Annotated in this window: 25 protein-coding genes and 2 tRNA genes; 22 read left to right on the top strand and 5 right to left on the bottom strand. The window is 71.8% G+C overall.

The features are described 5' to 3' along the window. Nucleotides 1-79 precede the first annotated feature (79 nt). The 8 genes from OHA30_RS10405 (at nucleotide 80) to OHA30_RS10370 (ending at nucleotide 8,017) form a co-directional block, all read left to right on the top strand. Nucleotides 80-1,147, top strand: coding sequence for a glucose-1-phosphate thymidylyltransferase (locus OHA30_RS10405; protein WP_328917806.1), 1,068 nt, complete (start codon nucleotides 80-82; stop codon nucleotides 1,145-1,147). After that, nucleotides 1,144-2,127, top strand: coding sequence for a dTDP-glucose 4,6-dehydratase (gene rfbB, locus OHA30_RS10400; RefSeq protein WP_328913535.1), 984 nt, complete (start codon nucleotides 1,144-1,146; stop codon nucleotides 2,125-2,127). Before OHA30_RS10405 ends, rfbB begins: the two co-directional genes overlap by 4 nt. Next, nucleotides 2,124-3,020, top strand: coding sequence for a dTDP-4-dehydrorhamnose reductase (gene rfbD / locus OHA30_RS10395; RefSeq protein WP_328913534.1), 897 nt, complete (start codon nucleotides 2,124-2,126; stop codon nucleotides 3,018-3,020). The genes rfbB and rfbD overlap by 4 nt, the downstream gene beginning before the upstream one ends. Further along, complete coding sequence (locus OHA30_RS10390; protein ID WP_328913533.1) at nucleotides 3,013-4,398, top strand: lipopolysaccharide biosynthesis protein; 1,386 nt, start codon at nucleotides 3,013-3,015, stop codon at nucleotides 4,396-4,398. The genes rfbD and OHA30_RS10390 overlap by 8 nt, the downstream gene beginning before the upstream one ends. A gap of 72 nt (nucleotides 4,399-4,470) precedes the next feature. Next, complete coding sequence (locus OHA30_RS10385) at nucleotides 4,471-5,139, top strand: glycosyltransferase family 2 protein (protein ID WP_328913532.1); 669 nt, start codon at nucleotides 4,471-4,473, stop codon at nucleotides 5,137-5,139. A 3-nt stretch (nucleotides 5,140-5,142) separates the two neighbouring features. After that, nucleotides 5,143-5,553 (top strand): DUF2304 domain-containing protein, encoded by a 411-nt coding sequence (locus tag OHA30_RS10380; RefSeq protein WP_328913531.1) that lies wholly within the window; start codon nucleotides 5,143-5,145, stop codon nucleotides 5,551-5,553. Next, nucleotides 5,550-6,455 (top strand): glycosyltransferase family 2 protein, encoded by a 906-nt coding sequence (locus OHA30_RS10375; RefSeq protein ID WP_328913530.1) that lies wholly within the window; start codon nucleotides 5,550-5,552, stop codon nucleotides 6,453-6,455. The genes OHA30_RS10380 and OHA30_RS10375 overlap by 4 nt, the downstream gene beginning before the upstream one ends. Next, nucleotides 6,452-8,017 (top strand): DUF6020 family protein, encoded by a 1,566-nt coding sequence (locus OHA30_RS10370; protein WP_328913529.1) that lies wholly within the window; start codon nucleotides 6,452-6,454, stop codon nucleotides 8,015-8,017. The genes OHA30_RS10375 and OHA30_RS10370 overlap by 4 nt, the downstream gene beginning before the upstream one ends. A 60-nt stretch (nucleotides 8,018-8,077) precedes the next feature. On the opposite strand, the gene OHA30_RS10365 is transcribed toward OHA30_RS10370, so the two are convergent. From OHA30_RS10365 to OHA30_RS10355, 3 genes are all read right to left on the bottom strand, one after another. After that, nucleotides 8,078-8,869, bottom strand: coding sequence for a class I SAM-dependent methyltransferase (locus OHA30_RS10365; protein WP_328913528.1), 792 nt, complete (start codon nucleotides 8,867-8,869; stop codon nucleotides 8,078-8,080). 94 nt (nucleotides 8,870-8,963) lie between these two features. After that, complete coding sequence (gene rfbC / locus OHA30_RS10360; RefSeq protein WP_328913527.1) at nucleotides 8,964-9,566, bottom strand: dTDP-4-dehydrorhamnose 3,5-epimerase; 603 nt, start codon at nucleotides 9,564-9,566, stop codon at nucleotides 8,964-8,966. A 106-nt stretch (nucleotides 9,567-9,672) separates the two neighbouring features. Continuing rightward, the gene (locus OHA30_RS10355) at nucleotides 9,673-11,952 is read right to left on the bottom strand and encodes a glycosyltransferase family 2 protein (protein WP_328913526.1); all 2,280 of its coding nucleotides are present in this window, start codon (nucleotides 11,950-11,952) and stop codon (nucleotides 9,673-9,675) included. Between the two features lie 200 nt (nucleotides 11,953-12,152). Here OHA30_RS10355 and galE point away from each other — a divergent pair, with 200 nt between their 5' ends. The 6 genes from galE to OHA30_RS10325 all read left to right on the top strand — a co-directional run bounded on the left by galE (nucleotide 12,153) and on the right by OHA30_RS10325 (nucleotide 17,951). Further along, a complete protein-coding gene (gene galE / locus OHA30_RS10350; RefSeq protein WP_328913525.1) occupies nucleotides 12,153-13,121 on the top strand; it encodes a UDP-glucose 4-epimerase GalE in 969 nt (322 codons plus the stop codon). A 52-nt stretch (nucleotides 13,122-13,173) separates the two neighbouring features. Continuing rightward, nucleotides 13,174-14,274 carry a glutamate 5-kinase gene (gene proB, locus OHA30_RS10345; protein ID WP_328917805.1) on the top strand — a complete coding sequence of 367 codons (1,101 nt, stop codon included), beginning with the start codon at nucleotides 13,174-13,176 and terminating at the stop codon, nucleotides 14,272-14,274. A gap of 135 nt (nucleotides 14,275-14,409) precedes the next feature. Then, entirely contained in the window at nucleotides 14,410-14,859 is a 450-nt protein-coding gene (locus tag OHA30_RS10340; protein WP_328913524.1) for a hypothetical protein, read from the top strand. Nucleotides 14,860-14,905: 46 nt separating this feature from the next. Further along, on the top strand, nucleotides 14,906-16,192 hold the full coding sequence (locus OHA30_RS10335; protein WP_328913523.1) for a glutamate-5-semialdehyde dehydrogenase: 1,287 nt from the start codon (nucleotides 14,906-14,908) through the stop codon (nucleotides 16,190-16,192). A 108-nt stretch (nucleotides 16,193-16,300) separates the two neighbouring features. Further along, nucleotides 16,301-16,723, top strand: coding sequence for an SCO2583/SCO2584 N-terminal domain-containing protein (locus OHA30_RS10330; protein ID WP_328913522.1), 423 nt, complete (start codon nucleotides 16,301-16,303; stop codon nucleotides 16,721-16,723). 64 nt (nucleotides 16,724-16,787) lie between these two features. Then, a complete protein-coding gene (locus OHA30_RS10325) occupies nucleotides 16,788-17,951 on the top strand; it encodes an SCO2583 family membrane protein (protein ID WP_328913521.1) in 1,164 nt (387 codons plus the stop codon). Here the strand turns inward: OHA30_RS10325 and OHA30_RS10320 are convergent. Then, nucleotides 17,908-18,996: a M48 family metallopeptidase gene (locus tag OHA30_RS10320; protein ID WP_328913520.1), complete on the bottom strand. Its 1,089-nt coding sequence runs from the start codon at nucleotides 18,994-18,996 to the stop codon at nucleotides 17,908-17,910. The genes OHA30_RS10325 and OHA30_RS10320 overlap by 44 nt on opposite strands. A 139-nt stretch (nucleotides 18,997-19,135) precedes the next feature. Between OHA30_RS10320 and OHA30_RS10315 the strand changes: the two genes are divergently transcribed. The 7 genes from OHA30_RS10315 to OHA30_RS10285 all read left to right on the top strand — a co-directional run bounded on the left by OHA30_RS10315 (nucleotide 19,136) and on the right by OHA30_RS10285 (nucleotide 24,362). Beyond that, the gene (locus tag OHA30_RS10315) at nucleotides 19,136-19,285 is read left to right on the top strand and encodes a hypothetical protein (RefSeq protein ID WP_328918106.1); all 150 of its coding nucleotides are present in this window, start codon (nucleotides 19,136-19,138) and stop codon (nucleotides 19,283-19,285) included. Nucleotide 19,286: 1 nt separating this feature from the next. Further along, nucleotides 19,287-19,889, top strand: coding sequence for a nicotinate-nucleotide adenylyltransferase (gene nadD / locus OHA30_RS10310; protein WP_328913519.1), 603 nt, complete (start codon nucleotides 19,287-19,289; stop codon nucleotides 19,887-19,889). A 30-nt stretch (nucleotides 19,890-19,919) separates the two neighbouring features. After that, nucleotides 19,920-21,842 carry an LCP family protein gene (locus OHA30_RS10305; protein WP_328913518.1) on the top strand — a complete coding sequence of 641 codons (1,923 nt, stop codon included), beginning with the start codon at nucleotides 19,920-19,922 and terminating at the stop codon, nucleotides 21,840-21,842. Nucleotides 21,843-22,047: 205 nt separating this feature from the next. Beyond that, the gene (rsfS, locus tag OHA30_RS10300) at nucleotides 22,048-22,479 is read left to right on the top strand and encodes a ribosome silencing factor (protein WP_328913517.1); all 432 of its coding nucleotides are present in this window, start codon (nucleotides 22,048-22,050) and stop codon (nucleotides 22,477-22,479) included. Nucleotide 22,480: 1 nt separating this feature from the next. Beyond that, nucleotides 22,481-23,134, top strand: coding sequence for a histidine phosphatase family protein (locus tag OHA30_RS10295; protein WP_328917804.1), 654 nt, complete (start codon nucleotides 22,481-22,483; stop codon nucleotides 23,132-23,134). A gap of 146 nt (nucleotides 23,135-23,280) precedes the next feature. Next, a tRNA-Ala gene (locus OHA30_RS10290) sits at nucleotides 23,281-23,353 on the top strand. 94 nt (nucleotides 23,354-23,447) lie between these two features. Then, on the top strand, nucleotides 23,448-24,362 hold the full coding sequence (locus OHA30_RS10285) for an MFS transporter (RefSeq protein WP_328917803.1): 915 nt from the start codon (nucleotides 23,448-23,450) through the stop codon (nucleotides 24,360-24,362). A gap of 47 nt (nucleotides 24,363-24,409) precedes the next feature. On the opposite strand, the gene OHA30_RS10280 is transcribed toward OHA30_RS10285, so the two are convergent. Beyond that, on the bottom strand, nucleotides 24,410-25,480 hold the full coding sequence (locus OHA30_RS10280; RefSeq protein ID WP_328913516.1) for an alkene reductase: 1,071 nt from the start codon (nucleotides 25,478-25,480) through the stop codon (nucleotides 24,410-24,412). Between the two features lie 225 nt (nucleotides 25,481-25,705). Between OHA30_RS10280 and OHA30_RS10275 the strand changes: the two genes are divergently transcribed. After that, nucleotides 25,706-25,778, top strand: a tRNA-Ala gene (locus OHA30_RS10275). Nucleotides 25,779-25,781 lie beyond the last annotated feature (3 nt).

Below are 25,781 nucleotides of genomic sequence, written 5' to 3'. Positions count from 1 at the left end.
GGACGGGTTATGCTCGCAGCGGGGGCGCGGGCCCCAGCCCGCTGGAACCGCCCTCGAATCCAGCATGGGACACCACAACGTGAAAGCACTCGTGCTCTCCGGAGGGGCGGGTACCCGCCTCCGTCCGATCACCCACACGTCGGCCAAGCAGCTCGTTCCGGTCGCCAACAAGCCCGTGCTCTTCTACGGTCTTGAGGCGATCGCGGACGCCGGGATCACCGAGGTCGGGATCATCGTCGGCGACACCGCCGAGGAGATCGAACAGGCCGTCGGCGACGGCTCCGCGCTCGGCATCCGGGTGACGTACATCCCGCAGGAGGCTCCGCTGGGGCTGGCGCACGCGGTGCTGATCGCCCGTGACTTCCTCGGCGACGACGACTTCGTGATGTACCTGGGCGACAACTTCATCGTGGGCGGCATCACCGGTCTGGTCGACGGCTTCCGGGCCGAACGGCCGGACGCGCAGATCCTGTTGACCAAGGTGCCCAACCCCACGTCCTTCGGCGTCGCGGAGCTCGACGACGAGGGCCGGGTGCGCGGTCTTGAGGAGAAGCCGAAGCACCCCAAGAGCGATCTGGCCCTGGTCGGCGTCTATCTCTTCACCCCGGCCGTCCACGAGGCGGTCCGCGCCATCAAGCCCTCCTGGCGCGGCGAGCTGGAGATCACCCACGCGATCCAGTGGCTGATCGACGCGCGGCGCGATGTGCGCTCCACGACGATCTCCGGCTACTGGAAGGACACCGGCAACGTCACGGACATGCTGGAGGTCAACCGCTCGGTGCTGGAGACCGTGACGCCGCTGGTGGCGGGCGAGGTCGACGACGCGAGCGAGATCATCGGCCGGGTCCGGATCGAGGCGGGCGCCAAGGTGTCCGGCAGCCGGATCGTCGGCCCGGTGATCGTCGGCGCGAAGTCGGTGATCAGCGACTCGTACGTCGGCCCCTTCACCTCGATCTCCGACGGCTGCCGGATCGAGGACAGCGAGATCGAGTACTCGATCGTGCTGCGGGACTCCTCCCTGACCGGTGTGCGCCGGGTGGCGGCCTCGCTCATCGGCCGCAATGTCGAGGTGACCCCCGCTCCCCGTAACCACGCCGCGCACCGGCTGGTGCTCGGCGACCACAGCAAGGTGCAGATCTCTTCATGACCGACCGCATTCTGGTGACCGGCGGCGCCGGCTTCATCGGCTCCCACTACGTGCGTACGCTGCTCGGCCCGTCGGGGCCGGGCGACGTCGCGATCACCGTGCTCGACCTGCTGACCTACGCGGGCAACCCGGCCAACCTGGACGAGGTCCGCGACCACCCCGGATTCCGGTTCGTGCGGGGGGACATCTGCGACGCGGAGCTGGTGAACAAGCTCGTCGCCGAGCACGACCAGGTGGTGCACTTCGCCGCCGAGTCGCACGTCGACCGCTCGATCCTCGGCGCGACCGAGTTCATCCGCACCAATGTCGCCGGTACCCAGACCCTGCTGGACGCGGCCCTGCGGCAGAACCTGCGGACCTTCGTGCACATCTCCACCGACGAGGTGTACGGCTCGATCAGCGAGGGGTCCTGGCCCGAGACCGATCCGGTGCGGCCCAACTCGCCCTACTCCGCGGCCAAGGCGTCCAGCGATCTGATCGCGCTCGCCTACCACCGCACCCACGACCTGGACGTACGGGTGACCCGCTGCTCCAACAACTACGGGCACCACCACTTCCCCGAGAAGGTCATCCCGCTGTTCATCACCAACCTGCTGGACGGCGCCAACGTCCCGCTGTACGGCGACGGCGGCAACGTACGCGACTGGCTGCACATCGACGACCATGTCCAGGGCATCGACCTGGTCCGCACCAAGGGCCGCCCCGGCGAGGTCTACAACATCGGCGGCGGCACCGAGCTGTCCAACAAGGAGCTCACCGGCCTGCTGCTGGACGCCTGCGGCGCCGGCTGGGACCGCGTCACCTACGTCGAGGACCGCAAGGGCCACGACCGCCGCTACTCCGTGGACTGCGCCAAGATCCGCACCGAGCTGGGCTACGCGCCGCGCAAGGACTTCGCGACCGGCCTGGCCGAGACCGTCGCCTGGTACCGGGAGAACCGGGCCTGGTGGGAGCCGCTGAAGGAGCGCGCCGCACTGTGAAGCCGTCCCACGCGACCTGGCTGGTGACGGGGGCCGCCGGCATGCTCGGCCAGGACCTGCTCACTCGGCTGCGGATCGAACCCGAGACCGCCGTCGTCGGCCTGGGCAGCAAGGCCCTGGACATCACCGACCCCGAGGCGGTCGACGCCGTACTGACCGAGCACCGCCCGGTGGTCGTGGTCAACTGCGCGGCCTGGACCGCCGTCGACGACGCCGAGGCCCAGGAGCCGCAGGCCCTGCGGATCAACGGCGACGGCGCCCGGCACCTCGCCGAGGCGTGCGCCAGGACCGGCGCCAAGCTGCTCCAGGTCTCCACCGACTATGTCTTCCCCGGCGACGCGACCACGCCGTACCCCGAGGACGCCGCGACCGGCCCGAGCGGCGCGTACGGCCGCACCAAGCTGGCGGGGGAGCGGGCCGTGCTCGGCACCCTCCCCGACGACGGCTATGTGGTCCGCACGGCGTGGCTGTACGGAGCCGGGGGCGCCAACTTCGTCCGTACGATGATCAAACTGGAGGGCGTCAAGGACACCCTCGACGTGGTGGACGACCAGCGCGGCCAGCCCACCTGGACCGCCGACCTCGCCGACCAGCTGGTACGGCTCGGGACCGCGGCCCTGGCCGGAGCGGCGCCCGCGGGCGTCTACCACGGCACGAGCGGCGGCGAGACGACCTGGTACGGCTTCACCCGGGAGATCTTCCGGCTGCTGGGCGCCGACCCCGAGCGGGTCAGGCCCACCACCAGCGCGGCCTTCGTCCGCCCGGCGCCGCGCCCGGCGTACAGCGTGCTCGGCCACGACCGCTGGGCGGCCGCCGGGATCGAGCCGATCAGGGACTGGCGGCCCGCGCTCGCGGAGGCGTTCCCCGCGCTGGTGGCAGCCGAACGTGACTGACCTCGCCGTGGCCAACCGGGGGCGGGCGCGGCGACTGGCCGGCCGCGCGGTCGCCCTGCTGCCGCCGGGCACCGCCCTGGTCGGCGCGGGCACCGCGGTGCTCGGTCTCGCCAGCTACATCCAACTGGCCGCGGCCGGCCGGACCCTGCCGTCGGATCAGATGGCCGGCGTGTCGGTGCTGTGGACCCTGGTCTTCTCCGTAGGGCTCGGCCTGTTCTTCCCCATCGAGCAGGAGGTCACCCGGCTGGTCGCCGCCCGGGTGGTGGCCGGGGAAGGGGTGGCGCCGGTGCTGCGCCGCGCCGCGGCCACCTCGCTGTCGCTGCTCGCCGCGGTCTGCGTCCCGGTCGCGGTCTTCGCCCGGCCGATCGCCGACCGGCTCTTCGACGGGAACCTCTCGCTGGTCTGGGCGCTGTGCGGGGCCTTCGGCGCGCTGTCGGTCGCCCACGTCACCCGCGGGGTGCTGGCCGGCACCGCCAAATTCACCGTGTACGGCGTCCAGTTGGCGCTCGACGGCATGCTGCGGGTGGTCCTGTCGGTGGCGCTGGCGGTCAGCGGGGTGCACTCCCCGCTGCTGTTCGCCGCGGTGCTGACCGTCCCCACGCTGCTGTCGGTGGCGGCCACCGCGCGGCCGGTGCTGCGCGCGGCCGCCCCGCGCCCGTCCGCGCCGGTGCTGCCGTGGCGGACGCTGGGCGCGGGACTGGTCGCGCTCATCCCGTCCACCCTGCTGGCCCAGCTGCTGGTCAACATCTCCGTCATCAGCATGAAGCTGCTGGCGCCGCGGGACACCGCGTTCATCACCGCGCTGCTGTCGGCCGTGGTGCTGGCCCGGGTGCCGCTGTTCGTCTTCGGCTCGCTCCAGGCCTCGCTGCTGCGCGGGCTGTCCGCCGCGGTCGCCGCGGGGGACCGCCCGGCGTACCGTCAGCTGCTGCTGCGCACGGCCGCCTTCACCGGGCTGCTGGGCGGCTCCGGCGGGCTGCTCGCGGTGGTGCTCGGACCGTGGCTGGTGCCGTTGCTGTTCGGGTCGCCGGATCTGCTGGGGGCCTCGGACTTCGCGTGGCTGTCGGCGGGGACGCTTTTCTACATGCTCGCCTCGGTACTCGGCCAGGCACTTCAGAGCACCGGTGGCCATGGCAGGCAATTGCTCGCCTGGGTCATCGGGACCGCCGCGCTCATCGCGGTGACGTTCAGTCCGATCCCTATTCGTGACCGAGTTGAGATCGCTTACGCCGTGGGTGCTGCGATTACCGCAGTAATTCTCTCCGTGCGGGTGATTTACGTCACGAGGATGCAACCTGTGAGTCGTCTCTCCCGTCAAGCTGGGTGGACGGATGCCCCAGAGGTGGCTGAATTCTCGGAGCATCCCCGATCGGTTGAATAATTGACGAAAGGGCGCGCTTTCATGGTGGTCCCCGCCACTCTCCGGCTCCGTCGAAAGCGCGCCTTCAGGGACGTGTGGCTGATCGTCCCGGTCTACAACGAGGCGGCGGTCATCGCGGAGGTGATCGACGGGGCGCTGGAGACCTTCCCCAACATCGTCTGCGTGGACGACGGAAGCAGCGACGCCTCGGCCGAGCGGATCACCGCCACCGGCGCCCACCTGGTCAGACACCCCGTCAACCTCGGTCAGGGCGCCGCTCTCCAAACGGGCGTCAGCTACGCGCTCGCCCAGCGCGGTGCCGAACGCTTCGTCACTTTCGACGCGGACGGTCAGCACCGGGTCGAGGACGTGGTGATGATGCTGGCCCTCGCGCACGAGCGCAACGCCGACGTGGTGCTCGGCTCCCGGTTCCTCAAGCCGGACGGTCAGGTGCCCCGGCTCAAGCGGATCGTGCTGCGTACCGCGGCCGCGGTCAGCCCTACCGCCCGGCGGCTGAAACTCTCCGACGCGCACAACGGACTGCGGCTCTTCAATCGCGAGGCCGCGTCCCGGCTGAACATCACGATGGACGGTATGGCGCACGCCTCGGAGATCACCGCCTTCCTGGCCCGTTCGGGACTTCGGGTCACCGAGGCACCGGTGTCGATCAAATACACCGACTACTCGCGCAGCAAGGGACAGTCACTGATAAACGGCGTCAACATCCTCTTCGACCTGTCCCTGCGCAACCGGAACGGCTGACCGATGTTGATCCAGATCCTCCTGCTCGCCGCAGTGGCCGCACTCGTCGTGATGTTCGCCCGTAACTGGAACACCACCCGGATGCGCGCCTGGAAGCGGATCGCCTTTCTCGTCTTCTGCTTCGCCAACGCCTACGCCGTGCTGCGGCCCGCCGACACCACGAAGGCGGCCCACCTCGTCGGTGTCGGCCGCGGCACCGACCTCGTGCTCTACCTGCTCGTGGTCGGCGTCACCCTGCTGGCGCTCAACACCTATCTGCGTTTCCGTGCCATAGAACGACGGCTCACCGAACTCGCCCGTGACGCGGCCCTGCGCGCGGCGCACCGGCCCGAGGACGATTCCGGGCCCCTCTCTCAGAACCAGCCCGAGCCCGCGCGGCCGATGGCCGCCGTGGAAGGCGAAAGCACCCAGTGACCCTCGACATCATGCTGCCGTACTACGGCGACCCCGCCCTGATGCGTGCCGCCGTACGCAGCGTTCTCGACCAGACCGACCCGCACTGGCGGCTCACCGTCGTGGACGACGGCACCGAGCCCGGCGTCCCCGAGTGGTTCGCCGCCCTCGGCGACGAGCGGGTCCGCTATCTGCGCAACGAGCACAACCTCGGCATCACCGGCAACTTCCGCCGGTGCGTCGAACTCGCCGACCACGAGTACATGGTCCTGATGGGCTGCGACGACCTGATGCGCCCCGGCTATGTCGCCACCCTGGACGCCGCCCGGGCCGCGATGCCCGGCGCCGCGATGTACCAGCCGGGCGTCGCGGTCGTGGACGGCGACGGCCTTCCGGTGCGCACCCTGGTGGACATCGTCAAGAAGCGGCTGTACTCCTCGGCGCCCACCGTCCGCGCCCGGCTGGGCGGAGAGGCGCTCGCCGCCGGTCTGCTGCGCGGCAACTGGGTCTACTTCCCCGCGATGTGCTGGCGCTCCGACGTGCTCAAGGAGGTCGGCTTCCGGGAGGACCTGACGGTCGTTCAGGACCTGGCCCTGATGGTCGAGCTGCTGATGCGCGGCGAGGAACTGGTCACCGACCCCGTGGTCTGCTTCGACTACCGCAGGCACCGCGGCAGCGAGTCGTCCGTCCAGGCGTTCTCCGGCAGCCGCTTCGACGAGACCCGCCGCCTGCTGCTGGACCTGGCCGCCGACCTCGACGCGCTCGGCTGGCACACCGCCGCCAAGGTGGCCCGCCGCCATCTGTCCACCCGGCTGCACGCGCTCACACTCGTCCCGTCCGCGCTGCGCCACCGCAGGGCCGACGCGGCCCGCAGCCTCGCCGCCCACGCCTTCGCGCCCGTGCCCAGGCGGGTGCGGCCGTGAGCGACAACGCCGCCGCCGCGCCGGCCCGCTTCCGCCCGGCCCGCTTCCGCCCGTCCGGCTGGTTCCCGTCCCGGCTCCCCGCCCGGCTCAGACTGCCGCTGGTGGTGTACGCCGCCTGCCAGGTCATCCTGCTGGTGTGGTGGGCCGCCTTCTACCCCGGCCGGATCAGCCCCGACACGCTGACCTATCTGTACGAGGTCACCACCTCCCACTGGCGCTCCGACCACTCGGTCGCCTACGACGCGCTGGTCTGGCTGTCGGTGCGGATCACCGGCGGCATCGCGGCCCTGACGCTGCTCCAGACGGTGGCGATGTCCGCGCTCCTGGCCTACGTCTGCGTGGCCCTGCGCGACCTGGGGGTACGGGGCCGGTGGAGCGCCCCGGCGGCCGTCGCCCTCGCGATCGCCCCGTCGACGGCGACCTTCACGATCTACGTGTGGAAGGACGTCGCCTTCAGCCTGGCGTCCCTGCTCGCCTTCGGCGCGCTGGTCCAGCTCACCGCCCGCAGGCTGCGCGGCGCCGAGCGCGTACGGGACCGGGCGTTCCGGCGGGAGATCGTGCTGCTGGGCATCGGCTGCCTGGGCATCGGGCTGTTCCGCAACAACGGCTTCCCGGTGATCATGGCCCTCGGGGTGCTGCTGGTGATCCTGCTGCCCGGGATGCGCCGCTGGACCGCCGTCGCCACCGCCGTACCGCTGGCCGCCGCGCTGCTGCTCAACAATCTGATCTATCCGGCGCTCGGCGTGCAGTCCCCCCGCCCGGACGAGGTCTACGCCTTCAACTACGCCGACATCGGCGTCGCCTACGCCAAGCGGCCCGGCACCTTCACCGCCGCCGACACCCGGCTGATGGCCCAGGTGGCGCCGCTGTCGCACTGGTCGGGGCCGGGCGGCGACTGCCATGTGGCCGACCCGATGATGGCCCCGCCGATGAACCGGCTCAAGGCCGGCCGGATGAACGACCAGCTGATGGACCTGTGGTTCCGTATCCTCAAGCGCACGCCGTCGCTGATCGTCGAGGCCCGGCTGTGCCGGGCCGACATCGCCTGGTCGCTCGACGGCCACACCGGTCTCTACAGCGTGAGCAACACACCGGCCCTCAAGCACTGGGACAAATTCGGCCTCCACTCGTACAAGCAGATCCCCTACGGCAGCTCGCTCCGCGACGACCCGCTGTCGACCAAGCTCCACAACGCCGCCACCCGTGTGTACGAGAAGTCCAAGAAGACCGAGTACCAGCCGTATCTGTGGCGGGGTATCAGCTGGACGTACCTGGGCTATCTGATCGTGCTGCTGCTGGTCGCGCTGCGCCGGCGGCCCGCGCTGCTGGCCCTGGCCGCACTGCCGTTCGCGCTCCAGGTCACGGTGCTGGTGGCCAACCCCGCGCCGCTGTGGCGCTACATGTCCGCCTCGCTCTTCATCGGGGTGCTCACCGTCCCCGTACTGGCGCTGCCGGCCCGTCGCGCGCCGGCGGGTCCGCGCGAGCGGGCGGCGCGGACGCCGGATGCCGTGCCCCGGCCGCCCAACGAGGGCGACCAGGACACGGCACCGGTCAGGGGCTAGGGACGTCCGTGCGCCGGCGGCCCCGGGCTGCCGGCCGTCATACGGGTGCGGGACCGGCCGTCAGCCGGTCACGGCCTCGATCTGCTTGCGCAGCCCCGCGAAGGCCGAGCGCGGGCGGCGCAGATTGCGGGCGCGGGCCAGCGCGGGCCAGAAGTCCGCGTTCAGCAGGATCTCGGGGTCGACCGCGTTCTTGCGGACCAGGATCTCGTCCGGGATCTCCTGCGGGTCCGCAGTGATGTACTCCTCCAGGATGGCGTCGTAGTTGTCCCGCAGCACCGTGCTGTCCGGGTCGGCGCCGAAGATCACCACGACACCGGTCGGGGCGGAGTCCACGTCGACCACCAGCAGGTCGGGGCGGTGGCGCCGCAGCACCTGGGCGACCTTGAAGACATCGCCGGTCCAGTCGCCGGTGTGCCGGTCGCGGGCCGCCTCGTCGACGTTGCGCGGCAGCATGTCGTCCAGCACGATCACGCTGGACCAGCGGGAGTGCTTCTCGACGTTCATGAAGTCGCGCAGCGCGTACTCGAAGAGGTGCATGCCGTCGATGAAGGACAGCTCCAGCTTCGGGTCGCCGACCAGCGCCAGCGGGTCCCTGCGGGCCAGCGCGCGGAACGGGTTGCGGCCCGGGCGCAGGTGCAGCAGCGGGTCCTTGCGGGTGAAGAAGGCGTCGCTGGTGGCCTTCACCAGGTGCACATCGCAGCTGATCGACGTGACGACCTTGAACGCGGGGTCGATGGCCACGGTCGGGACTCGCGAGAGGGTCAGACTGCGCCCGTCGTTGACCCCGATCTCCAGGTAGTTGCGTGGCTTGTAGACCTTGTGCAGCCTGCGCAGGAAGTCATGACGTCGCACGGGGGAGACCCTTCGCTCAAACTGAGAAGTGTTCCCAGCGACGCTAGCGCTTACACCTCTCTTCCGTCACCGTTCGCCGGGGGATTGGCCCGGATCAGGGTTGACGATCACGCAGAAGTGAGTAAAGCGCCACGCAGTCCTCGTAGGACGGCAGCAGGCCCTGGGCCCGTGCCTCGGCCAGGGTGGGCGCGGCGGCGTCCTTGTCGGAGAGCAGCGGCTCGATGCCCGTGGGCCATTCGATGCCGAGACCGGGGTCGAGCGGGTTGATTCCGTGCTCACGTTCGGGGGAGTACCCCTCGGAGCACAGGTAGACGACGGTCGCGTCGTCGGTCAGCGCCATGAAGGCATGGCCCAGCCCCTCGGCCAGATACACGGAGTGGTGGAGTTCGTCGTCCAGCCGGACGCCCTCCCACTGGCCGAAGGTGGGCGAGCCGACCCGGATGTCCACGATCACGTCGAGCACGGCGCCGCGTACGCACTTGACGTACTTGGCCTGGCTCGGCGGCACGTCGGCGTAGTGCAGGCCGCGCAGGGTGCCGCGGCCGGAGACCGAGCAGTTGGCCTGCACCAGGTTCAGCGGGTGGCCGGTGGACTCCCGGAAGTCCCCGGCCCTGAACCACTCGTGGAAGCTTCCCCGGCTGTCCGGGAAGATCTTCGGCTCGTGCACGAATGCGCCTTCGATGCCCAGCGGTCGCACGTGATCGTGTCCTTCGGTCGCTCTGTCACTGCTCGGTCGGTGGAGGACCCGCCCGTCGGGCGGGCGTCACATTATCCGCCAGGGGTCCGGGCCCCCGGCCGCCGGTCTACAGGCCGAGCCGGACGGCCAGCAGGCGCAGCCGGGCCCGTGTGGCGGCGCTGAGCCGTCGGGTCAGCGGGTGGGAGAAGCGGTGGACCAGGGCCCGGCGGTCGGCCCTGCGGCGCTGGGCCAGCGCGGTCCTGGCGACAGCCGAGTCGACCGTGCCGAGCTCGTCGCACAGCCGGACCCTGCCGCCCGCGTCGACATGGACCCGGCCGATGGGCAGCTCCGGTCCGTGCGGCCCGTCGAGCCGCGCCGACAGCGCCCAGGTGCCCGCGCCCAGCGCCGCCCGCCCGGCCGGGTCCAGCCGGTCGCCGGCCCGCAGATGCACCCGGCCGCCGAACGGCTCCACCAGCGCGGGCAGCTCGCAGCAGGGCGCGTCCTCGCCCTGCCCGCGCACCAGCAGTACGGCGACCGAGGGGGCGGTCCCGGGCAGCGCCACGACGGGCAGCTCGATCTCCAGGCCGCGCGCGCCGGGCATCCGCAGCGCCGGGCGCCCCGCGAGCGCGCCGCCGAGCCGCTTGCCGCGCCGGTCGACGTCCAGGGTGAGATTGCCGTGCGGGTCGGTGAAGTACGGGACGGTGGGCACGGCGGGGGAGCCGAGCAGCGCGGGCAGACAGTGCGCGTCCACCCCGGCGTCGCGGTCGGCGCCGAGCCGGGCCTTGCGGCTCAGCCCGAGGCCGCGTACGGGCACCCAGACGTCCCACATGCCCCGGGTGAGCGCCGGGCGGCCCTTGACCTGCTTCGGGTCGAGCCAGGCGGTGCCGCGCAGTACGACCTCGCAGGGCGTGCCCGCGGCGGGGTCGGCGTCCGGCCGGGCGGTCCCGCCGGGCGGGGCCGCCTCGGCGGGCGGGGTGTCGCCCCCGGGCGCGGCGGCGGGTGCGGCCTCGGCCGGAGTGCCGTCCGCCGCCGGTACGTCGACCGCCGCGGGGACTTCGCCCTCCGCGGCCTCCGCGCCCTCCGCGGCCTCCGCGCCCTCCGCGGCCTCCGCGGCCTGCGCCGCCTCGGCGGGGATCTCCTCGCCCGGGACCTCCTCGATCCGCGTCTCGAACGACGCCGGGCACGTCCACTCGACCGCCGTCTCGCGGTCCCGCAGATGCACCTCCGCGCGGAAGGACTTGACCTCGTCGGTGACCTCGATCCGCTCGCCGTCCTCCAGCAGCCCCTTCAGCAGATCGGGGTGCAGGTAGTAGCGGTCCTCGTCGCGCAGGAGGGTGAACGGCGTCCCGTCGGCGTGCCGCAGCCGGGCGGTGACGTCGATCGCGATCCGGCCGTTCTCCCAGGCGAAGCCCTCAAGCCGGGCGTGGCCCTTGACCGAGGCGGCCCGGCGGGCGGCCTCCACCAGCTTGGCGGGGTCCTTGCGCCGCAGCAGCGTCGAGCGCAGCCGGGACAGCGCGCCGAGCCCGTCGTGGACGCCGTCCCCGATGTGGTCGGCGGCCAGCGCGTGCACGGCCCCGACCATCTCGTCCAGGAACGCGGGCTCGTAGCCGAGCACGGAGGGTTCGCTGAGCCGGCCGAGCATCTCCACCCGGTAGAAGCGGCGCAGCAGACTGTCGCGGAAGGCGCCGGGCTCGGTGTTCGCGATCACCACGTCGAGGACGTCACGGAGGTTGTCGTAATAACCCGACGGGACGATCTTCGCCGAGCCCGCGTTCTTGCCGTCGTCGCGCTTGGAGTAGTGGTAGCAGGTGTAGTCGCCGAGGACGGAGACGTTCTTCGCGGCGAAGTACGCCGTCATCATGTACAGCTGGTCCTCCAGCCGCCGCTTGCCCTCGGCGTAGGCGATGCCGTGCTCGCGCAGGAACGCGGTGCGGAACATCTTGTGCGGCGTCAGGCTGTCCACCAGCGGGGCGTCGCGCAGGGTGCACTTCTCGCGGGTGATCCGGAAGACACCGTGCGGGACGCCGCGGAAGTTGCTGGCCACCTTGCCGATGACGATGTCCGAGCTGTTGCGGTGGCCCAGTTCGTACAGCCGCCGCAGCGCGTCGGGCGCCATGTGGTCGTCCTGGTCGAGGAACTGGACGTACTCCCCGCGTGCCTCGGCGACGCCGATGTTGCGGGGCTTGCCCGGCCAGCCGGAGTTGGCGAGGTGGACCACCCTGACCTGCGGGTGTTCCACCGCCAGTTGGTCCAGGCGGGCCGGGGAGTCGTCGGTCGAGCCGTCGTCCACGAAGAGGAGTTCCACGTCCTCCGCGGGGAGCGTCTGCCCGAGCAGGGAGCTGACGCACGGGTCGATGTACTTGCCCGGGTTGTAGACCGGGACGACGACGCTGACCTTGACCGGCATACGCGTATCCGCCTCTTTCCCTTGCCGTCGTGTTCTGTGGGGCGCAGGTTTCCGGAGTGTAGGGTGCCCGGTTATGGCCAATGGGTACGTATTTGTACTCGCCGACGTCCGGCCGTCGTCGCGGCGGGTGCCCAACGGGCCCCGGGCGGTACCCGGCTGACGTGCGGAAGGCCGTTTCGAGGCGCTGTTAGGGTGGGGCAATGTGGTTGATCACCGGCGGTGCCGGATACATCGGTTCCCATGTGGTCAGGGCGTTGACGGCGGCAGGTGAGCGGGTGGTCGTCCTTGACGACCTGAGCACCGGCGACGCGTCGAGGCTGCCCGCCGATGTCCCGCTGGAGCGCGGCACCGTACTCGACCGCCCGCTGCTCGACCGGGTGCTGCGCGACCACGCGGTGGACGGCATCGTGCACATAGCCGCCCGCAAGCAGGTCGGCGAGTCCGTCGAACGCCCCCTGTGGTACTTCCGGGAGAACGTCGAGGGGCTGCGGACCGTACTCGAGGCGGCCGTCGACGCCGGGGTGCGCCGCTTCGTCTTCTCCTCCTCCGCCGCGGTGTACGGGATGCCGGACGCCGACCTGGTGACCGAGTCGACCCCCTGCGACCCGATCAACCCCTACGGCGAGACCAAGCTCGCGGGCGAGCGGCTGGTCGCCGCCGTCGGCCGGGCGCACGGCATGGCGACCGCCTCCCTGCGCTACTTCAACGTCGCGGGCGCGGCCACCCCCGAACTCGGCGACCCCGGGGTCTTCAACCTGGTCGCGATGGTCTTCGACCGCATCGGCCGGGGCGAGCCGCCGCTGATCTTCGGCACCGACTACCCGACGCCCGACGGCACCTGCGTACGCGACTACGTGCACGTCGAGGACATCGCCTCCGCGCACGTCGCCGCCGCCCGCCGGCTGAGCCGGGACCCCTCGGCCGCGCTGGTGCTGAACATCGGCCGGGGCGAGGGCGTCTCGGTGGCCGAGATGGTCGGCATCATCCGTGAGGTTTCCGGCCACACTGGACTCGCACCCGTGACGGCCCCGCGCCGCCCCGGCGACCCGGCCCGCGTCGTCGCCTCCGCCGAGTCGATCACCAAGGAGCTGGACTGGACGGCGACCCACGACGTCCGGCAGATGGTGACCTCGGCCTGGGCGGGCTGGCTGCTGCGGCACCCGGAGTGAACAGGCGGCATCGAGGTTGAGGACGCACGTGACAGCGGCGACACGGCAGGACGTGGTGGAGGCCCGCAGGGTCGTGGTCAAGGTCGGCTCCTCGTCGCTGACCACGGCGGCCGGCGGGCTGGACGCGGACCGGGTGGACGCCCTGGTGGACGTCCTGGCCAAGGCCAGCGGGGACCGGCAGATCGTGCTGGTCTCCTCCGGCGCCATCGCCGCCGGACTCGCCCCGCTCGGCCTCGACCGCCGCCCGCGCGACCTGGCCAGGCAGCAGGCCGCCGCCAGCGTCGGCCAGGGCCTGCTGGTCGCCCGCTACACCGCCTCCTTCGCCCGCTACGGCATCCGAGTCGGCCAGGTGCTGCTGACCTCCGACGACGTCAGCCGCCGCGCCCACTACCGCAACGCCTACCGCACCCTGGACCAGCTGCTGTCGATGGGCGCCCTGCCGGTCGTCAACGAGAACGACACCGTCGCCACCGACGAGATCCGCTTCGGCGACAACGACCGGCTGGCCGCCCTGGTCGCCCATCTGGTCCGCGCCGACCTGCTGGTGCTGCTCTCCGACGTCGACGGCCTCTACGACGGCGACCCCCGCACCCCCGGCACCACCCGGATCGCCGAGATCACCGGTCCTGGCGACCTCGCCGGGGTCTCCATCGGCAGCGTGGGCCGGGCCGGGGTCGGCACCGGTGGCATGGTCACCAAGGTCGAGGCGGCCGCCATCGCCACCGGCGCCGGGGTGCCGGTCGTGCTCACCTCCGCCGTGCACGCCGCCGACGCGCTCGCCGGGCGGCCCACCGGCACGTACTTCCACCGCACCGGCAAGCGCTCCGCCGACCGGCTGCTGTGGCTCGCGCACGCCTCCACCCCGCGCGGCGCGCTGCGGCTGGACGCGGGGGCGGTGGCCGCGGTCACCGAGCGCGGCAGCTCGCTGCTGCCCGCCGGGCTCACCGGGGTCGAGGGCACCTTCGTCGCCGGCGACCCGGTGGACCTGCTGGACGAGTCGGGGCGGGCGGTGGCCCGCGGCCTGGTCAACTTCGACGCCCGCGAGCTGCCCCGGCTGCTCGGCCGCTCCACCCGGGACCTCGCCAAGGAGCTGGGGCCCGCCTACGAACGCGAGGTCGTTCACCGTGACGACCTCGTACTCCTGCGCTCCTAGGGCCGTTCCGGGTGGCATCTTGCGGAAAACGCCCCCGCCGCACGCCCGAGCCTGGTCAACTGTGATGCGGAGGAGCCGTTCGTGATGTCAGAGGACGGGCGGCGCTCGGGAACGTCACCCACAGGGAGGCCGCCGGTGAAACGAGGGCGCCCAGGGCCGTTGTCCAGGGGTACGGCGGAACGCGCGCTGGTCAGCGTCGACAGTGCCGACAGCGGACCGCGGCGTAAGCAGGAGGAAGGGCCCGGCTCCCGGCTGTGGCACATCACCCTCAGCGTCTCGGGCCCGCGGGCCCCGCTGGCCGAGGTCCGGCGCGGCCTCGAACAGCTCGCGCACGACCACCCCTTCCTCCTGACCAGCCGTTACGCCACGGACCACGCCGAGATCCGCTACTGGGAGGAGGCCCGCGACCTGCACGACGCCGCCGCCATCGCGCTGCGGCTGTGGGGCGAGCACCGCTCGACCGCGGGGCTGCCGCCGTGGGAGACGGTCGGCCTGGAGGTCATCGACCGCGTCACGTACCACCAGCGGCTGGCCGAGGGGTACGGTCACCCGCCCGCGGTCCCGGTGGGCGTCCACCCGTTCTGACCGAAGGCGGCCGAAGGCCCTGGGCCCGCCCGGTACCCTGCACCCTATGGACATCCCTTCGCCGCTCCCCAAGTCCCCCGTGCTGCTCGCGGCCTACCGTGCGCGGGCCGCCGCCGCGGAGCTGGCCCCGCAGCCCAGGTCGGCCAAGGACGACGCCCTGCTGGCCATCGCGGACGCCCTCATCGTCCGCACCCAGGAGATCGTCGCGGCGAACGGCGAGGACGTGGCCAAGGCCCGGGCCGCCGGCACCAGCGAGGCCATCATCGACCGGCTGACCCTCACCCGGGAGCGGGTCGCCGCGATCGCCGCCGACGTCCGGCACGTCGCGGGCCTGCCCGACCCGGTCGGCGAGGTGCTGCGCGGCTCGACCCTCCCCAACGGCCTGGACCTGCGTCAGGTCCGGGTGCCGCTGGGCGTCGTCGGCATCATCTACGAGGCCCGGCCGAATGTCACCGTGGACGCCGCCGCCCTGTGCCTGAAGTCCGGCAACGCGGTGCTGCTGCGCGGCTCGGCCTCCGCCTACGCCTCGAACACCGCGCTGGTCACCGTGCTGCGCGACGCGGTCGGCGGCGCCGGGCTGCCCGCCGACGCCGTACAGCTCGTCCCCGGCGAGAGCCGTGAGTCGGTCACCGAGCTGATGCGCGCCCGCGGCCTGGTGGACGTCCTGATCCCGCGCGGCGGCGCCTCCCTGATCCGTACGGTCGTCGAGGGCTCCACCGTCCCGGTGATCGAGACCGGCACCGGCAACTGCCATGTGTACGTGGACGCGGAGGCCGACCTGGACATGGCCGTCGCCATCCTGGTCAACTCCAAGGCCCAGCGGCCCAGCGTGTGCAACGCGGCCGAGACCCTGCTGGTCCACCGCGACATCGCGGACCGCTTCCTGCCCCGCGCGCTGGACGCGCTGGCCGAGGCCGGCGTCACCGTGCACGGCGACCCGCGGGTGGTGTCGCTCGCCGAGTCCTCCGGCAGCAAGGCCACCGTCGTCGCGGTCACCGCCGAGGACTGGGAGACCGAGTATCTGTCGTACGACATCGCCGCCGGGGTGGTCGACTCGCTGGAGGCGGCCGTCGCCCACATCAGGCTCTGGTCGTCGGGACACACCGAGGCCATCGTGACCACCTCGCAGCCCGCGGCGCGCCGCTTCACCCAACTGGTCGACGCGGCGGCGGTGATGGTGAACGCCTCCACCCGCTTCACCGACGGCGGCCAGTTCGGCTTCGGCGCGGAGATCGGCATCTCCACCCAGAAGCTGCACGCCCGCGGTCCCATGGGCCTGCCCGAGCTGACCTCCACCAAGTACGTGGTCACCGGAGACGGCCACATCCGCTGACCCACCCCTTCACCCGGGCACCGCACGGCACCCGGATGCGCACAGCCGGTCCACAGTCAGGCCGGAATCCCCTGCCCAAAGGGCCAACTTCCGCATTACTCTGGACGGATGCCGGACGATGACGAGTTCTCCTCCGTAGTCCTCGACGAAGCTTTCGTACGGTCGGCACTGTTCCATGAGCCCACGGCCAGGGAACGGTCGCTCGCCGTCGCCGAAGGTCCCGCGCTACCGCCCGGCAGGCCCGGACGGCACAGAAGAGAGTTGGCCCACGTCCCCGAACTGGACGACGGACCGGCCTTCACCACCGACGAGCTGTACGCGGCCGGGCATCCGTACCGCGGCAGCAACACCCGCTGGCACCGGCCGGTCGCCTGGGCGATGGCCGTGGTCATGGGCATCGGCGTGGTCGCCCTGACCTTCGCCGCGGTCTACCGCGGGGCGGGCGGCGGACGGCAGCCGGTGGTGCCCCCGACCACCGGCCCGGTCGGCACCAGGACCATGCAGCCCGTCGTCACCACTCCATTGCCCTGATCTGCCGTCAAGTTGACCGGTACGGAGACGTTTATTCACGTGTCCGGAGACTTAACCTTGTGATATGAGCGGGCCTGGAGAACCTCCTGAGGGCACGCCCGAGGGCGCCCCCGGCGGCGGTGACGACGAGTACCGATCCGTCGTGTTCGACGAGTCGTTCGTCCGGGCTGCCCGTATCCAGGAGTTCTCCGCCCGTGAGCGGCTCGACGACGCCGCCCGGCCGGTCCGCATCCGCCATGTGCTGCCGCGCGGCCTGGCCCGGCAGGCGATGGCGCTCGTCGTGCTGATCGCGACGGCCTTCGGCTTCGCGATCTACATGGGTGTACGGCACCCCTACCAGGCAGGGGACCCGGCGGCCGATCAGCAACTGCGGATCACTGTGATACCGCTGGTGCCGGCCGGCCGGGTGCCCGCCGTGTCCGCCGCCTCGCCCTTCGCCGGCGGCACCGCCGAGCACTACCCGGTCGGCGCCGCCGGCCTCACCCTGCCCCGGGGTGTCCAGCGGGTCGGCGGCTACGCGCAGAGCGAGGTGATGAACGCGCTCAAGACCGCGCGGGAATACCTCAAGGACTCCTCGATCAACCCCAGAACGGTGACCGGCGGCGATGTCGGGGCGGTGCGCAGCCTGATCGACCCCGGGCAGCTGGAGCAGTTCGACTCCAGCCTGAGCAACCCGGCCGCCGACGGCAGCCACGAGGCCACCGGCTGGCTGGTGCGCTTCGACCCCTCCGCGCAGGTGGCGCTGGTGCGCGGCGGCATCCGGGTGCACGGCACCCTCGACGTCACCGAGACCGGCGACAACGCGCTGGAGATCTCCTCCGACCACACCTTCGTCTACGCGCTGCGCGGCACCGGCGCGAACGCCACCGCCGTGTCGCTGTTCACCGTCCGGCGCCAGCTGCGCTTCCGCTTCGACCACGAGGACCTGCGGGAACATCACATCGAGATCGTCCAGGCCGATGTGGCCGCCGGGCCGCTGTCCTGCACCGCCTCGGTGGACGCGTACTTCGAGCCGATACTGGCCGGGCGCGCGGCGACCGGCACGGTCACCGGCGCGGACCCGTACGACCACGACCACCCGGTCGGCGCGGTCTGCGCGCCGCTGGGCAGCCGCGCGCAGCCGACCGCCGGGGTCAGCGGCTCCCCGGCGGCCGCCCCTCCGTCGGCCCGGACGACGCCGGTCCTCAATCCTCCGCTGCTTCTCCCGACGCCTGACCCGGCCCTGTGAAGCGGTCGCGCAGCTTGCCGCCGAGGTCCCCGGCGCCGTTCGACAGATCGCGTATCAGGCCCATCAGCGGGTCCTTGCTCTGCTTCACCGTGTCGGCGTAGTGGCTCGCGGACTCCTTGAAGGAGTCGTAGACCGAGGTGTCCTTGTCCTCGGTGCGCCGCGGGTAGTGGCCGTCCATCAGCCGCTGGTAGTCCCGCGAGGCGGCCCACGTGCGCAGCTCGGCGGCGCGCACGGTGGTGAAGGGGTGCGAGCGCGGCAGCACATTGAGGATCTTGAGCACCGAGTCGCGCAGATCGCCGGCCGCCTCGTACTCGTCGGCCTGCTTGAGGAACGCGTCCACGTTCATCTCGTGCAGATGGTTGCCGCCCGCGATCTTCATCAGGCCGCGCATCGACGCCTGGAGGTCCTGGCCGACCAGCAGCCCGGCCCGGTCCGCGGACAGCTCCGACTTGCGGAACCACTCGCGCAGCGCCGTGACGATTCCCAGCACCGCCAGATTGCCCAGCGGAATCCAGGCGACCCGCAGGGCCAGATTCGTCAGGAACAGCAGTATCGTCCGGTAGACCGAGTGACCGGACAGCGCGTGGCCCACCTCGTGGCCGACGACGGCCCGCATCTCCTCCTCGTCCAGGAGTTCCACCAGACCGGTGGTGACGACGATGATCGGCTCGTCCATGCCGACGCACATCGCGTTCGGCTTCGGGTCCTGCGTGACGTACATGTCCGGGACCTTCTCCAGGTCCAGGATGGAGCAGGCGTCCCGCAGCATCGCGTACAGATGCGCGAACTGCTCGTCGCCCACCCGCACCGAGTCCGACAGGAACAGCAGCCGCAGGCTCCGCTCGGGCAGCAGCCCGCTCAACGCCTTGAAGACGGTGTCGAATCCGCTCAGCTTGCGCAGCGCCACCAGCGCCGACCGGTCCGCCGGGTGCTCGTAGGCCCGCGACGAGATGTCGGGGAAGCTCCTGCGGGTGCGCCCGGGCAGCTTCTCGCCCGAGCTGCCTCCCGCGCCTTGTGCGTCGTTCGGTTCGTTCGGCTCGGACATACTGGCCCAACCCCCTGCTAGCCGTTCGGTACATAGACCTGGACGCGCGGAGCCTGCGCGAAGTTCCCTTCCGGCCGCCCGTACGATGTGCCGAGAGTCTTACCGCCCGTCCCCGAGTAAGCAAAGGGTCCTGCTGACCATGACGACTGCCGCAGCCTCCGCCCTGACCGCTCTCGCCGAGTCCGGCGGCGGTCACCACCACAGCCTGAGCCCCTACCTCACCGGTTTCGGCGCCCTGGGCGCGCTGTTGCTCCTGCTCTGGCTCGTCACCCGCTTCAACCGCGACTAACATGACCGCCGCGAAGCAGCGCATCGGTGTGATGGGCGGTACGTTCGACCCCGTCCATCACGGGCACCTGGTGGCCGCGAGCGAGGTGGCGAGCCTTTTCCACCTCGACGAGGTCGTCTTCGTGCCCACCGGCCAGCCCTGGCAGAAGGACCACCGCAAGGTCTCCCCGGCCGAGGACCGCTATTTGATGACGGTGATCGCCACCGCCTCCAACCCGCAGTTCTCGGTCAGCCGCAGCGACATCGACCGCGGTGGTCTGACGTACACCATCGACACCCTCCGGGACCTGCGCGCGGAGCACCCGGCGGCGGAGCTGTTCTTCATCACCGGTGCCGACGCGCTGTCGCAGATCCTGTCCTGGCGGGATGTCGGCGAACTTTTCTCCCTCGCGCATTTCATCGGGGTGACACGTCCTGGGCATACGCTGTCGGACCCGGGACTCCCCGAGGGCGGTGTGTCGCTGGTGGAGGTCCCGGCACTGGCCATCTCCTCGACCGGCTGCCGCGAGCGGGTGGCCAAGGGTGAACCGGTCTGGTACTTGGTTCCGGACGGTGTGGTGCGCTACATCGACAAACGCGCGCTGTACCGGAACGCGACCGGGTAGCGGCGAACGAAATACGTGAAGGGGTTCCTCGTGAACGACGCAAACCCCCGCGGGCACTACGCCCAGGGAGGTCCAGACGACGAGAGAGACCCCTACGCGCAGGAGCCCTACTACCAGCAGCAGCACTACGGTTACGACGCGTACGGCAGGCCGCTGCCGCCCCCGCAGCCCCAGGTCCCCCAGCAGGCACCGCCGCCGCAGCAGCAGACCTACACGGACCCGTACTACGCCGACCCCGCGCAGGGCTACGGCGGCCAGCAGCAGGGCTGGATCCCGCAGCAGCCCCAGCAGCCGTACTACGAGCAGCCCCCGCAGCCCCAGGGCTACGACACGGGTCAACAACCGGTCTACGGGACCGGTCAGCAGCCCCTGTACGACACCGGTCAGCAGCCGGTCTACGACACGGGCCAGCAGCCGGTCTACGGGACCGGGCAGCAGCCCCTGTACGAGACGGGACAGCAGCCGGTCTACGGCACGGGCTACGGCACCGGGCAGCAGCCGGTGTACGACACCGGACAGCAACCCCTGTACGACACCGGACAGCAGCCGGTCCACGAGACGGGTCAGCAGCCCGTCTACGGGACCGGGCAGCAGCCGCCCGTATACGACACCGGGCAGCAGCGGGCCGTCCCCGAGGAGCCGGCCGCAGGGCCGGAGTCCGCGCCCGGCCCCGGTGAACCCGGTTACCAGACCGAGCAGTTCGCCTTCGTCGACGAGGAGTCGGAGGAGTCCGACGAGGTCATCGACTGGCTGAAGTTCTCCGAGTCGCGCACCGAGCGCCGCGAGGAGGCCAAGCGCCGCAGCCACAACCGCAAGGTGGGCCTCGTGGTGCTGCTGGTGCTCGCCATGCTGGGCGGCGCGGGCTATCTGTGGCGCGCGGGCAAGATCCCCGGGCTCGGCAAGGACGCCGCCGTCACGGCCGCGCCCGGCGGCTCCCAGAAGCGCGATGTGATCGTCGTCCATCTGCTCCCGGTGCAGGGCGGCGCCAGCTCCACCGCGCTGCTGGTCGACAACGAGAGCAAGGGCCGCGGCACCTCCGTGCTGATCCCCAACTCCCTCCAGCTGAGCGGCGACGACGGTTCCGCGAGCACGCTCGACGCGTCCGTCTCCGACGGCGTCGGCCCGACCAGGGACGCGCTCAACGGGCTGCTGGGCACGAACATCAGCGGCAGCTGGCGGCTCGACTCGCCGTATCTGGAACTGCTGGTCGACGCGCTCGGCGATGTGATCGTCGACACCAACGCCGCCGTGAAGGGCACCGGCAAGGACCGCGACAAGACGCTCGTGAACAAGGGCGAGCAGCAGGACCTCAGCGGTCAGGCCGCCGTCGCCTACGCCACGTACCAGGGGCCTGGCGAGACGCAGACCGACCAGCTCGGCCGGTTCGGGCAGGTCATGGTGGCGGTGCTGAAGAAGATGCCGAGCGACCCGGACGACGCCACCAGGACCGTGCAGTCGCTCGGCCAGATCCTCGACCCGTCGCTGACCGACAGCCAACTCGGCGCATCGCTCGCGAAGTTGTCGGACCTGGCCAAGACCGGCGCCTACGACACGACGACGCTGCCCGTGCAGAAGGACGGCACGCTCAGCACGCAGGCCACCGACAGCGTGGTCAAGGACGTGCTCGGCGGCTCGGTCAAGCAGTCCACCGGCGCCTCCGCCCAGCCCCGGGTCCAGATCAAGGACGCCACAGGCAACGACAAGGCCGCCCCGATGGCGCAGGCCGCGATCGTCAACGGCGGCACGTACGTCTATGTGCCCGGCGGCAAGGCGGGCAGCACCCAGGCCGCTTCGGTCGTGTACTACGCCGACCCGGCCCGGGAGGCCGCGGCCCGGGACGTGGCCGCCACGCTGGGGCTCCCGGCGACCGAGGTCAAGAAGGGCACGGTGCCGGCGAACGCGGACATCACGGTGGTGCTCGGCCAGGACTACAAGCTGCCGAAGTCGGACTGAGCGGTTCGCCGGGCGCCCCGGGCGCCCACCGGGCCGGTACGGGCCCGCGGTCCTTCCCGGACCGCGGGCCCGCCGTCGTACCGGGGGCGGGTCCACGGCCGTACCCGGGCGGGCGGGTCCACGGCCGGGCGAAATCCGGTCGGGGGCTGTCGGAGGGTCGTGAGACCCTTGGGGGAGACCAGCCCCCGACCGGAAAGCCGCTTCTGTGACCGCCACTGACCGTTCCACCGAGCTGACCCGCGCCGCCGCACAGGCGGCCGCCGACAAGCTCGCGCACGACATCATCGCCTACGACGTCAGCGACGTGCTCTCGATCACCGACGTCTTCCTGGTCGCCTCCGCGCCCAACGACCGGCAGGTCAAGGCCATCGTCGACGGCATCGAGGAGGCCCTGTCCAAGGAGCTGGACGCCAAGCCGGTGCGGCGCGAGGGCGAGCGGGACGGCCGCTGGGTGCTGCTCGACTACATCGACATCGTCGTGCACGTCCAGCACTCCGAGGAGCGGGTCTTCTACGCTCTGGAGCGGCTGTGGAAGGACTGCCCGGAGATCGGGCTGCCCGCGGACGCGGTGGCCACCCGCGGCAAGGGGGCCGAGCACGCGCGGGCGAACGCGGCGGCCGAGGACGAGGGAGCCTGAGCTGAACGGGACGAGGAGTGGCCGGGGCCGCCGGATCGTACTCTGGCGGCACGGCCAGACCGCGTGGAATCTGGAGCAGCGCTTCCAGGGCAACACCGACATCGAGCTGACCGAGACCGGTGTGGCCCAGGCCCGCCGCGCGGCCCGGCTGCTGGCCGCGCTGTCCCCCGACGCGATCGTCGCCTCGGACCTGTCCCGCGCCGCCGACACCGCCGCCGAGCTGGCCGAGCTCACCGGCCTGCCGGTCACCCACTACGAGGGCCTGCGCGAGACCTACGCGGGCCTGTGGCAGGGGCTGACCCACGCCGAGATCCTGGAGCGGTACGGCGAGCAGTACCGGGCGTGGAAGCGCGGTGAGCCGGTGCGGCGCGGCGGCGGCGAGCTGGAGACCGAGGTCGCCGACCGGGCCGCGCCCGTCGTGCTCACCGCGGCCGACAAGCTGGCCGAGGACGGGGTGCTGGTCGTGGTCAGCCACGGCGGCACCATCCGTACGACCATCGGCCGGCTGCTCGGCCTCCACCCGGAGAGCTGGGAGGCGCTCGGCGGCCTGTCCAACTGCTGCTGGTCGGTGCTGGGCGAGGGCGCGCGCGGCTGGCGGCTCACCGAGCACAACGCCGGCACGCTCCCGGAAGCGGTCCTCGGCGACGACGCGTAGCCCTCGCGGGCGGCGGTTCGCCGTGCCGTCCCGGTGGCGGTTGCCGGGCTCCCGCCGGGCTCCCACCTGGCCGTCGGGCCGATTTCGTTTCCGGTCCGCTGACCGGCTATGCTTCTTCACGTCGCCGGGACATCCCGGGCGGACGCGGGGCTGTAGCTCAGTTGGTAGAGCGCTTGCATGGCATGCAAGAGGTCCGGGGTTCAATTCCCCGTAGCTCCACAAGCGAGAGGGCGAGATCTGTCCGCAAAAGGCGCGGACGGGTCCCGCCTTCTCCTTTTTGTGAGGCTTCGTCTCGCGCGGCGGGGGCTTCGCCATCGGCTGGCGGCCGGTCTTCCTGGTCAACGTGCCGATCGGCCTGGCCATGCTGGTGATCGCCCCGCGCGTCCTGCCCGCCGAAGAGCGCGGCGCGACCGGGCGGCGGCGCCGACCGGACCTGCCGGGGCTGACCGTACTGGCCGCGGCCGTCACGCTGTTCACCGTGCCGCTGGTGCTCGGGCAGGCGGAGGGCCGGCCGCTGTGGGGATGGGTGTGTCTGGCGCTGAGCGCGGTGTTCTTCGCGCTGTTCACGGTCATCGAGTCACGGATCGCGCGGCGCGGCGGCGCGCCGCTGGTGACCGGGCGGGTGCTGCGCGCGCCGGGGATGGCGAGCGCGATCACCGTGATCATCGTGACCATGGCGGTCAACGCGGGCTTTCTCTTCGCGGTCGCGCTGCACCTCCAGTCGGGGCTCGGGTACAGCGCGCTGCGCACCGGGCTGACCTTTGTGACCTGCGCGGTGACCTTCGGCGGCATCGGACTGACCTGGCGGCGGCTGCCGGTCTCCTGGCGGCCGTGGATGGCCGTGACCGGGCTGCTGCTCTCGGCGCTGTCCTTCGCGGGCCTCGGTCTGGCGCTGCGCGGCGGCGGGGACGGCGGCCCCTGGCTCTACGCGACGCTGCTGATGCTGGGCCTCGGGCTGGGGCTCGCGTTCAGCCCCACCTTCACCCTGGCGCTGTCCCGGGTCGCGCCGGGGGACGCGGCGGACGCGAGCGGGCTGCTGGCCACGGTCACGCAGCTCGGCCGGCTGGTCGGGGTCGCGACGATCGGCACGTTCTTCCTCAACCGGCTGGCCGGGGGCGGCGGCGCGCACGCCTCGGCGCACGCGTACGCGGTCACGGCGGTGGCGCTGACGGCGGTGTCGCTGGCCGGCGCGGGGTGCGCGGTGCGGTGGCGGGCGCGGCGGGCCTGAGCTTCAGGGCGGCCGGCGGCCTCTCGCGGCTCACCCGTCCAGGGCGCTCACTCGTCCAGGGCCGGGTAGTCGATGTAGCCGCGGTCGCCGCCGCCGTAGTACGTCGCCCGGTCGGGGGTGTTGAACGGTCCGCCCGCGCGGAGCCTGCGCGGCAGATCGGGGTTGGCGAGGAAGAGGGCGCCGTACGACACGATGTCGGCGGTGCCGTCCTCGATCAGCGCGAGTTCGGCCGGGCCCGACCAGGTGCCCGCCCGCTGGACGTTGAGGATCAGCACGCCGCCGAACCGCTTGCGCAGCTCCAGGGTCAGCGGGCGGTTGCCGTTCTCCACGACGTGCAGATAGGCGGGGCCGATCGGCTCCAGGGCGCGTACCAGGGCCAGATACGTGGCGTCCGGCTCGGGCTCGTCGATGTCGCCGAGGGTGTGGCCGGGGGAGACCCGCAGCCCCGTGCGCTCCGGGCCGATCGCCTCGGCCACCGCGCGCACCACCTCCACCGCGAGGCGGATACGGCCGTGCTCGTCGCCGCCCCACGCGTCGGTGCGGAGGTTGGCGTTCGGGGCCAGGAACTGGTGGACGAGATAGCCGTTGGCGCCGTGCACCTCGACGCCGTCGAACCCGGCGGCGACCGCGTTGCGGGCGGCGGACACATGGTCCTCGACGGTCTGCCGTATGCCGTCCTCGGTCAGCGGCTCGGGGACGACGTACTCCTTCGCGCCCTGCGCGGTGTACGCCTTGCCGCGGGCGGCGACGGGGGAGGGGCCGACCGGGATCAGCCCGTCGGGCAGCATCGAGGGGTGGCCGATCCGGCCGGTGTGCATCAGCTGGGCGAAGATCCGGCCGCCGGCCGTGTGCACGGCGTCGGTCACCTTGCGCCAGGCGGCGATCTGCTCGTCGCTGTGCAGCCCCGGGGTGTCGGGGTAGCCCTGGCCCACGACGGAGGGCTGGACGCCCTCGGTGACGATCAGTCCGGCCGAGGCGCGCTGCGCGTAGTACACGGCGGTGGCGTCGGTGGGGCTGAGCCCGGGCCCGTGCGCGCGGCTGCGGGTCATGGGCGCCATCGCGATGCGGTTGGGAAGGGCGAGTCCGGCCAGGTCGATGGGGTCGAACGCGGTGGTCAAGGGGCTCTCCAGGCTCGTCGTCCGGCCGTTTGCGGCGATAAGTCGACCTCACCGTAACCCCGCGCGGACCCGCGGAATGTTGAGGATTCATGAACACTGCAAGGTGGCCCCTTACAGCAGGGGAACCCCGAGGTCGCGGCGCCGCGGCGGCCCGGATACGAGTTGGCGGAGGGCCCCCGCGGCCGTGTAATGTAGCGCGGGTCGCCGGGCCTCACCGCCCGCCGAGGGGCTGTAGCTCAGTTGGTAGAGCGCTTGCATGGCATGCAAGAGGTCCGGGGTTCAATTCCCCGTAGCTCCACAA

The organism is Streptomyces sp. NBC_00223, assembly GCF_036199905.1.
Lineage (GTDB): Bacteria > Actinomycetota > Actinomycetes > Streptomycetales > Streptomycetaceae > Actinacidiphila.
This window is presented reverse-complemented; position numbering and strand designations above follow the sequence as displayed.

What these genes read in the sequence shown, in the direction of transcription:
- rfbB (WP_328913535.1), top strand. Translation starts at nt 1,144, where the DNA reads ATGACCGACCGCATTCTGGTGACCGGCGGCGCCGGCTTCATCGGCTCC.
- OHA30_RS10380 (WP_328913531.1), top strand. Translation starts at nt 5,143, where the DNA reads ATGTTGATCCAGATCCTCCTGCTCGCCGCAGTGGCCGCACTCGTCGTG.
- OHA30_RS10355 (WP_328913526.1), bottom strand. Translation starts at nt 11,952, where the DNA reads ATGCCGGTCAAGGTCAGCGTCGTCGTCCCGGTCTACAACCCGGGCAAG.
- galE (WP_328913525.1), top strand. Translation starts at nt 12,153, where the DNA reads ATGTGGTTGATCACCGGCGGTGCCGGATACATCGGTTCCCATGTGGTC.
- OHA30_RS10335 (WP_328913523.1), top strand. Translation starts at nt 14,906, where the DNA reads ATGGACATCCCTTCGCCGCTCCCCAAGTCCCCCGTGCTGCTCGCGGCC.
- OHA30_RS10330 (WP_328913522.1), top strand. Translation starts at nt 16,301, where the DNA reads ATGCCGGACGATGACGAGTTCTCCTCCGTAGTCCTCGACGAAGCTTTC.
- OHA30_RS10325 (WP_328913521.1), top strand. Translation starts at nt 16,788, where the DNA reads ATGAGCGGGCCTGGAGAACCTCCTGAGGGCACGCCCGAGGGCGCCCCC.
- OHA30_RS10320 (WP_328913520.1), bottom strand. Translation starts at nt 18,996, where the DNA reads ATGTCCGAGCCGAACGAACCGAACGACGCACAAGGCGCGGGAGGCAGC.
- OHA30_RS10315 (WP_328918106.1), top strand. Translation starts at nt 19,136, where the DNA reads ATGACGACTGCCGCAGCCTCCGCCCTGACCGCTCTCGCCGAGTCCGGC.
- nadD (WP_328913519.1), top strand. Translation starts at nt 19,287, where the DNA reads ATGACCGCCGCGAAGCAGCGCATCGGTGTGATGGGCGGTACGTTCGAC.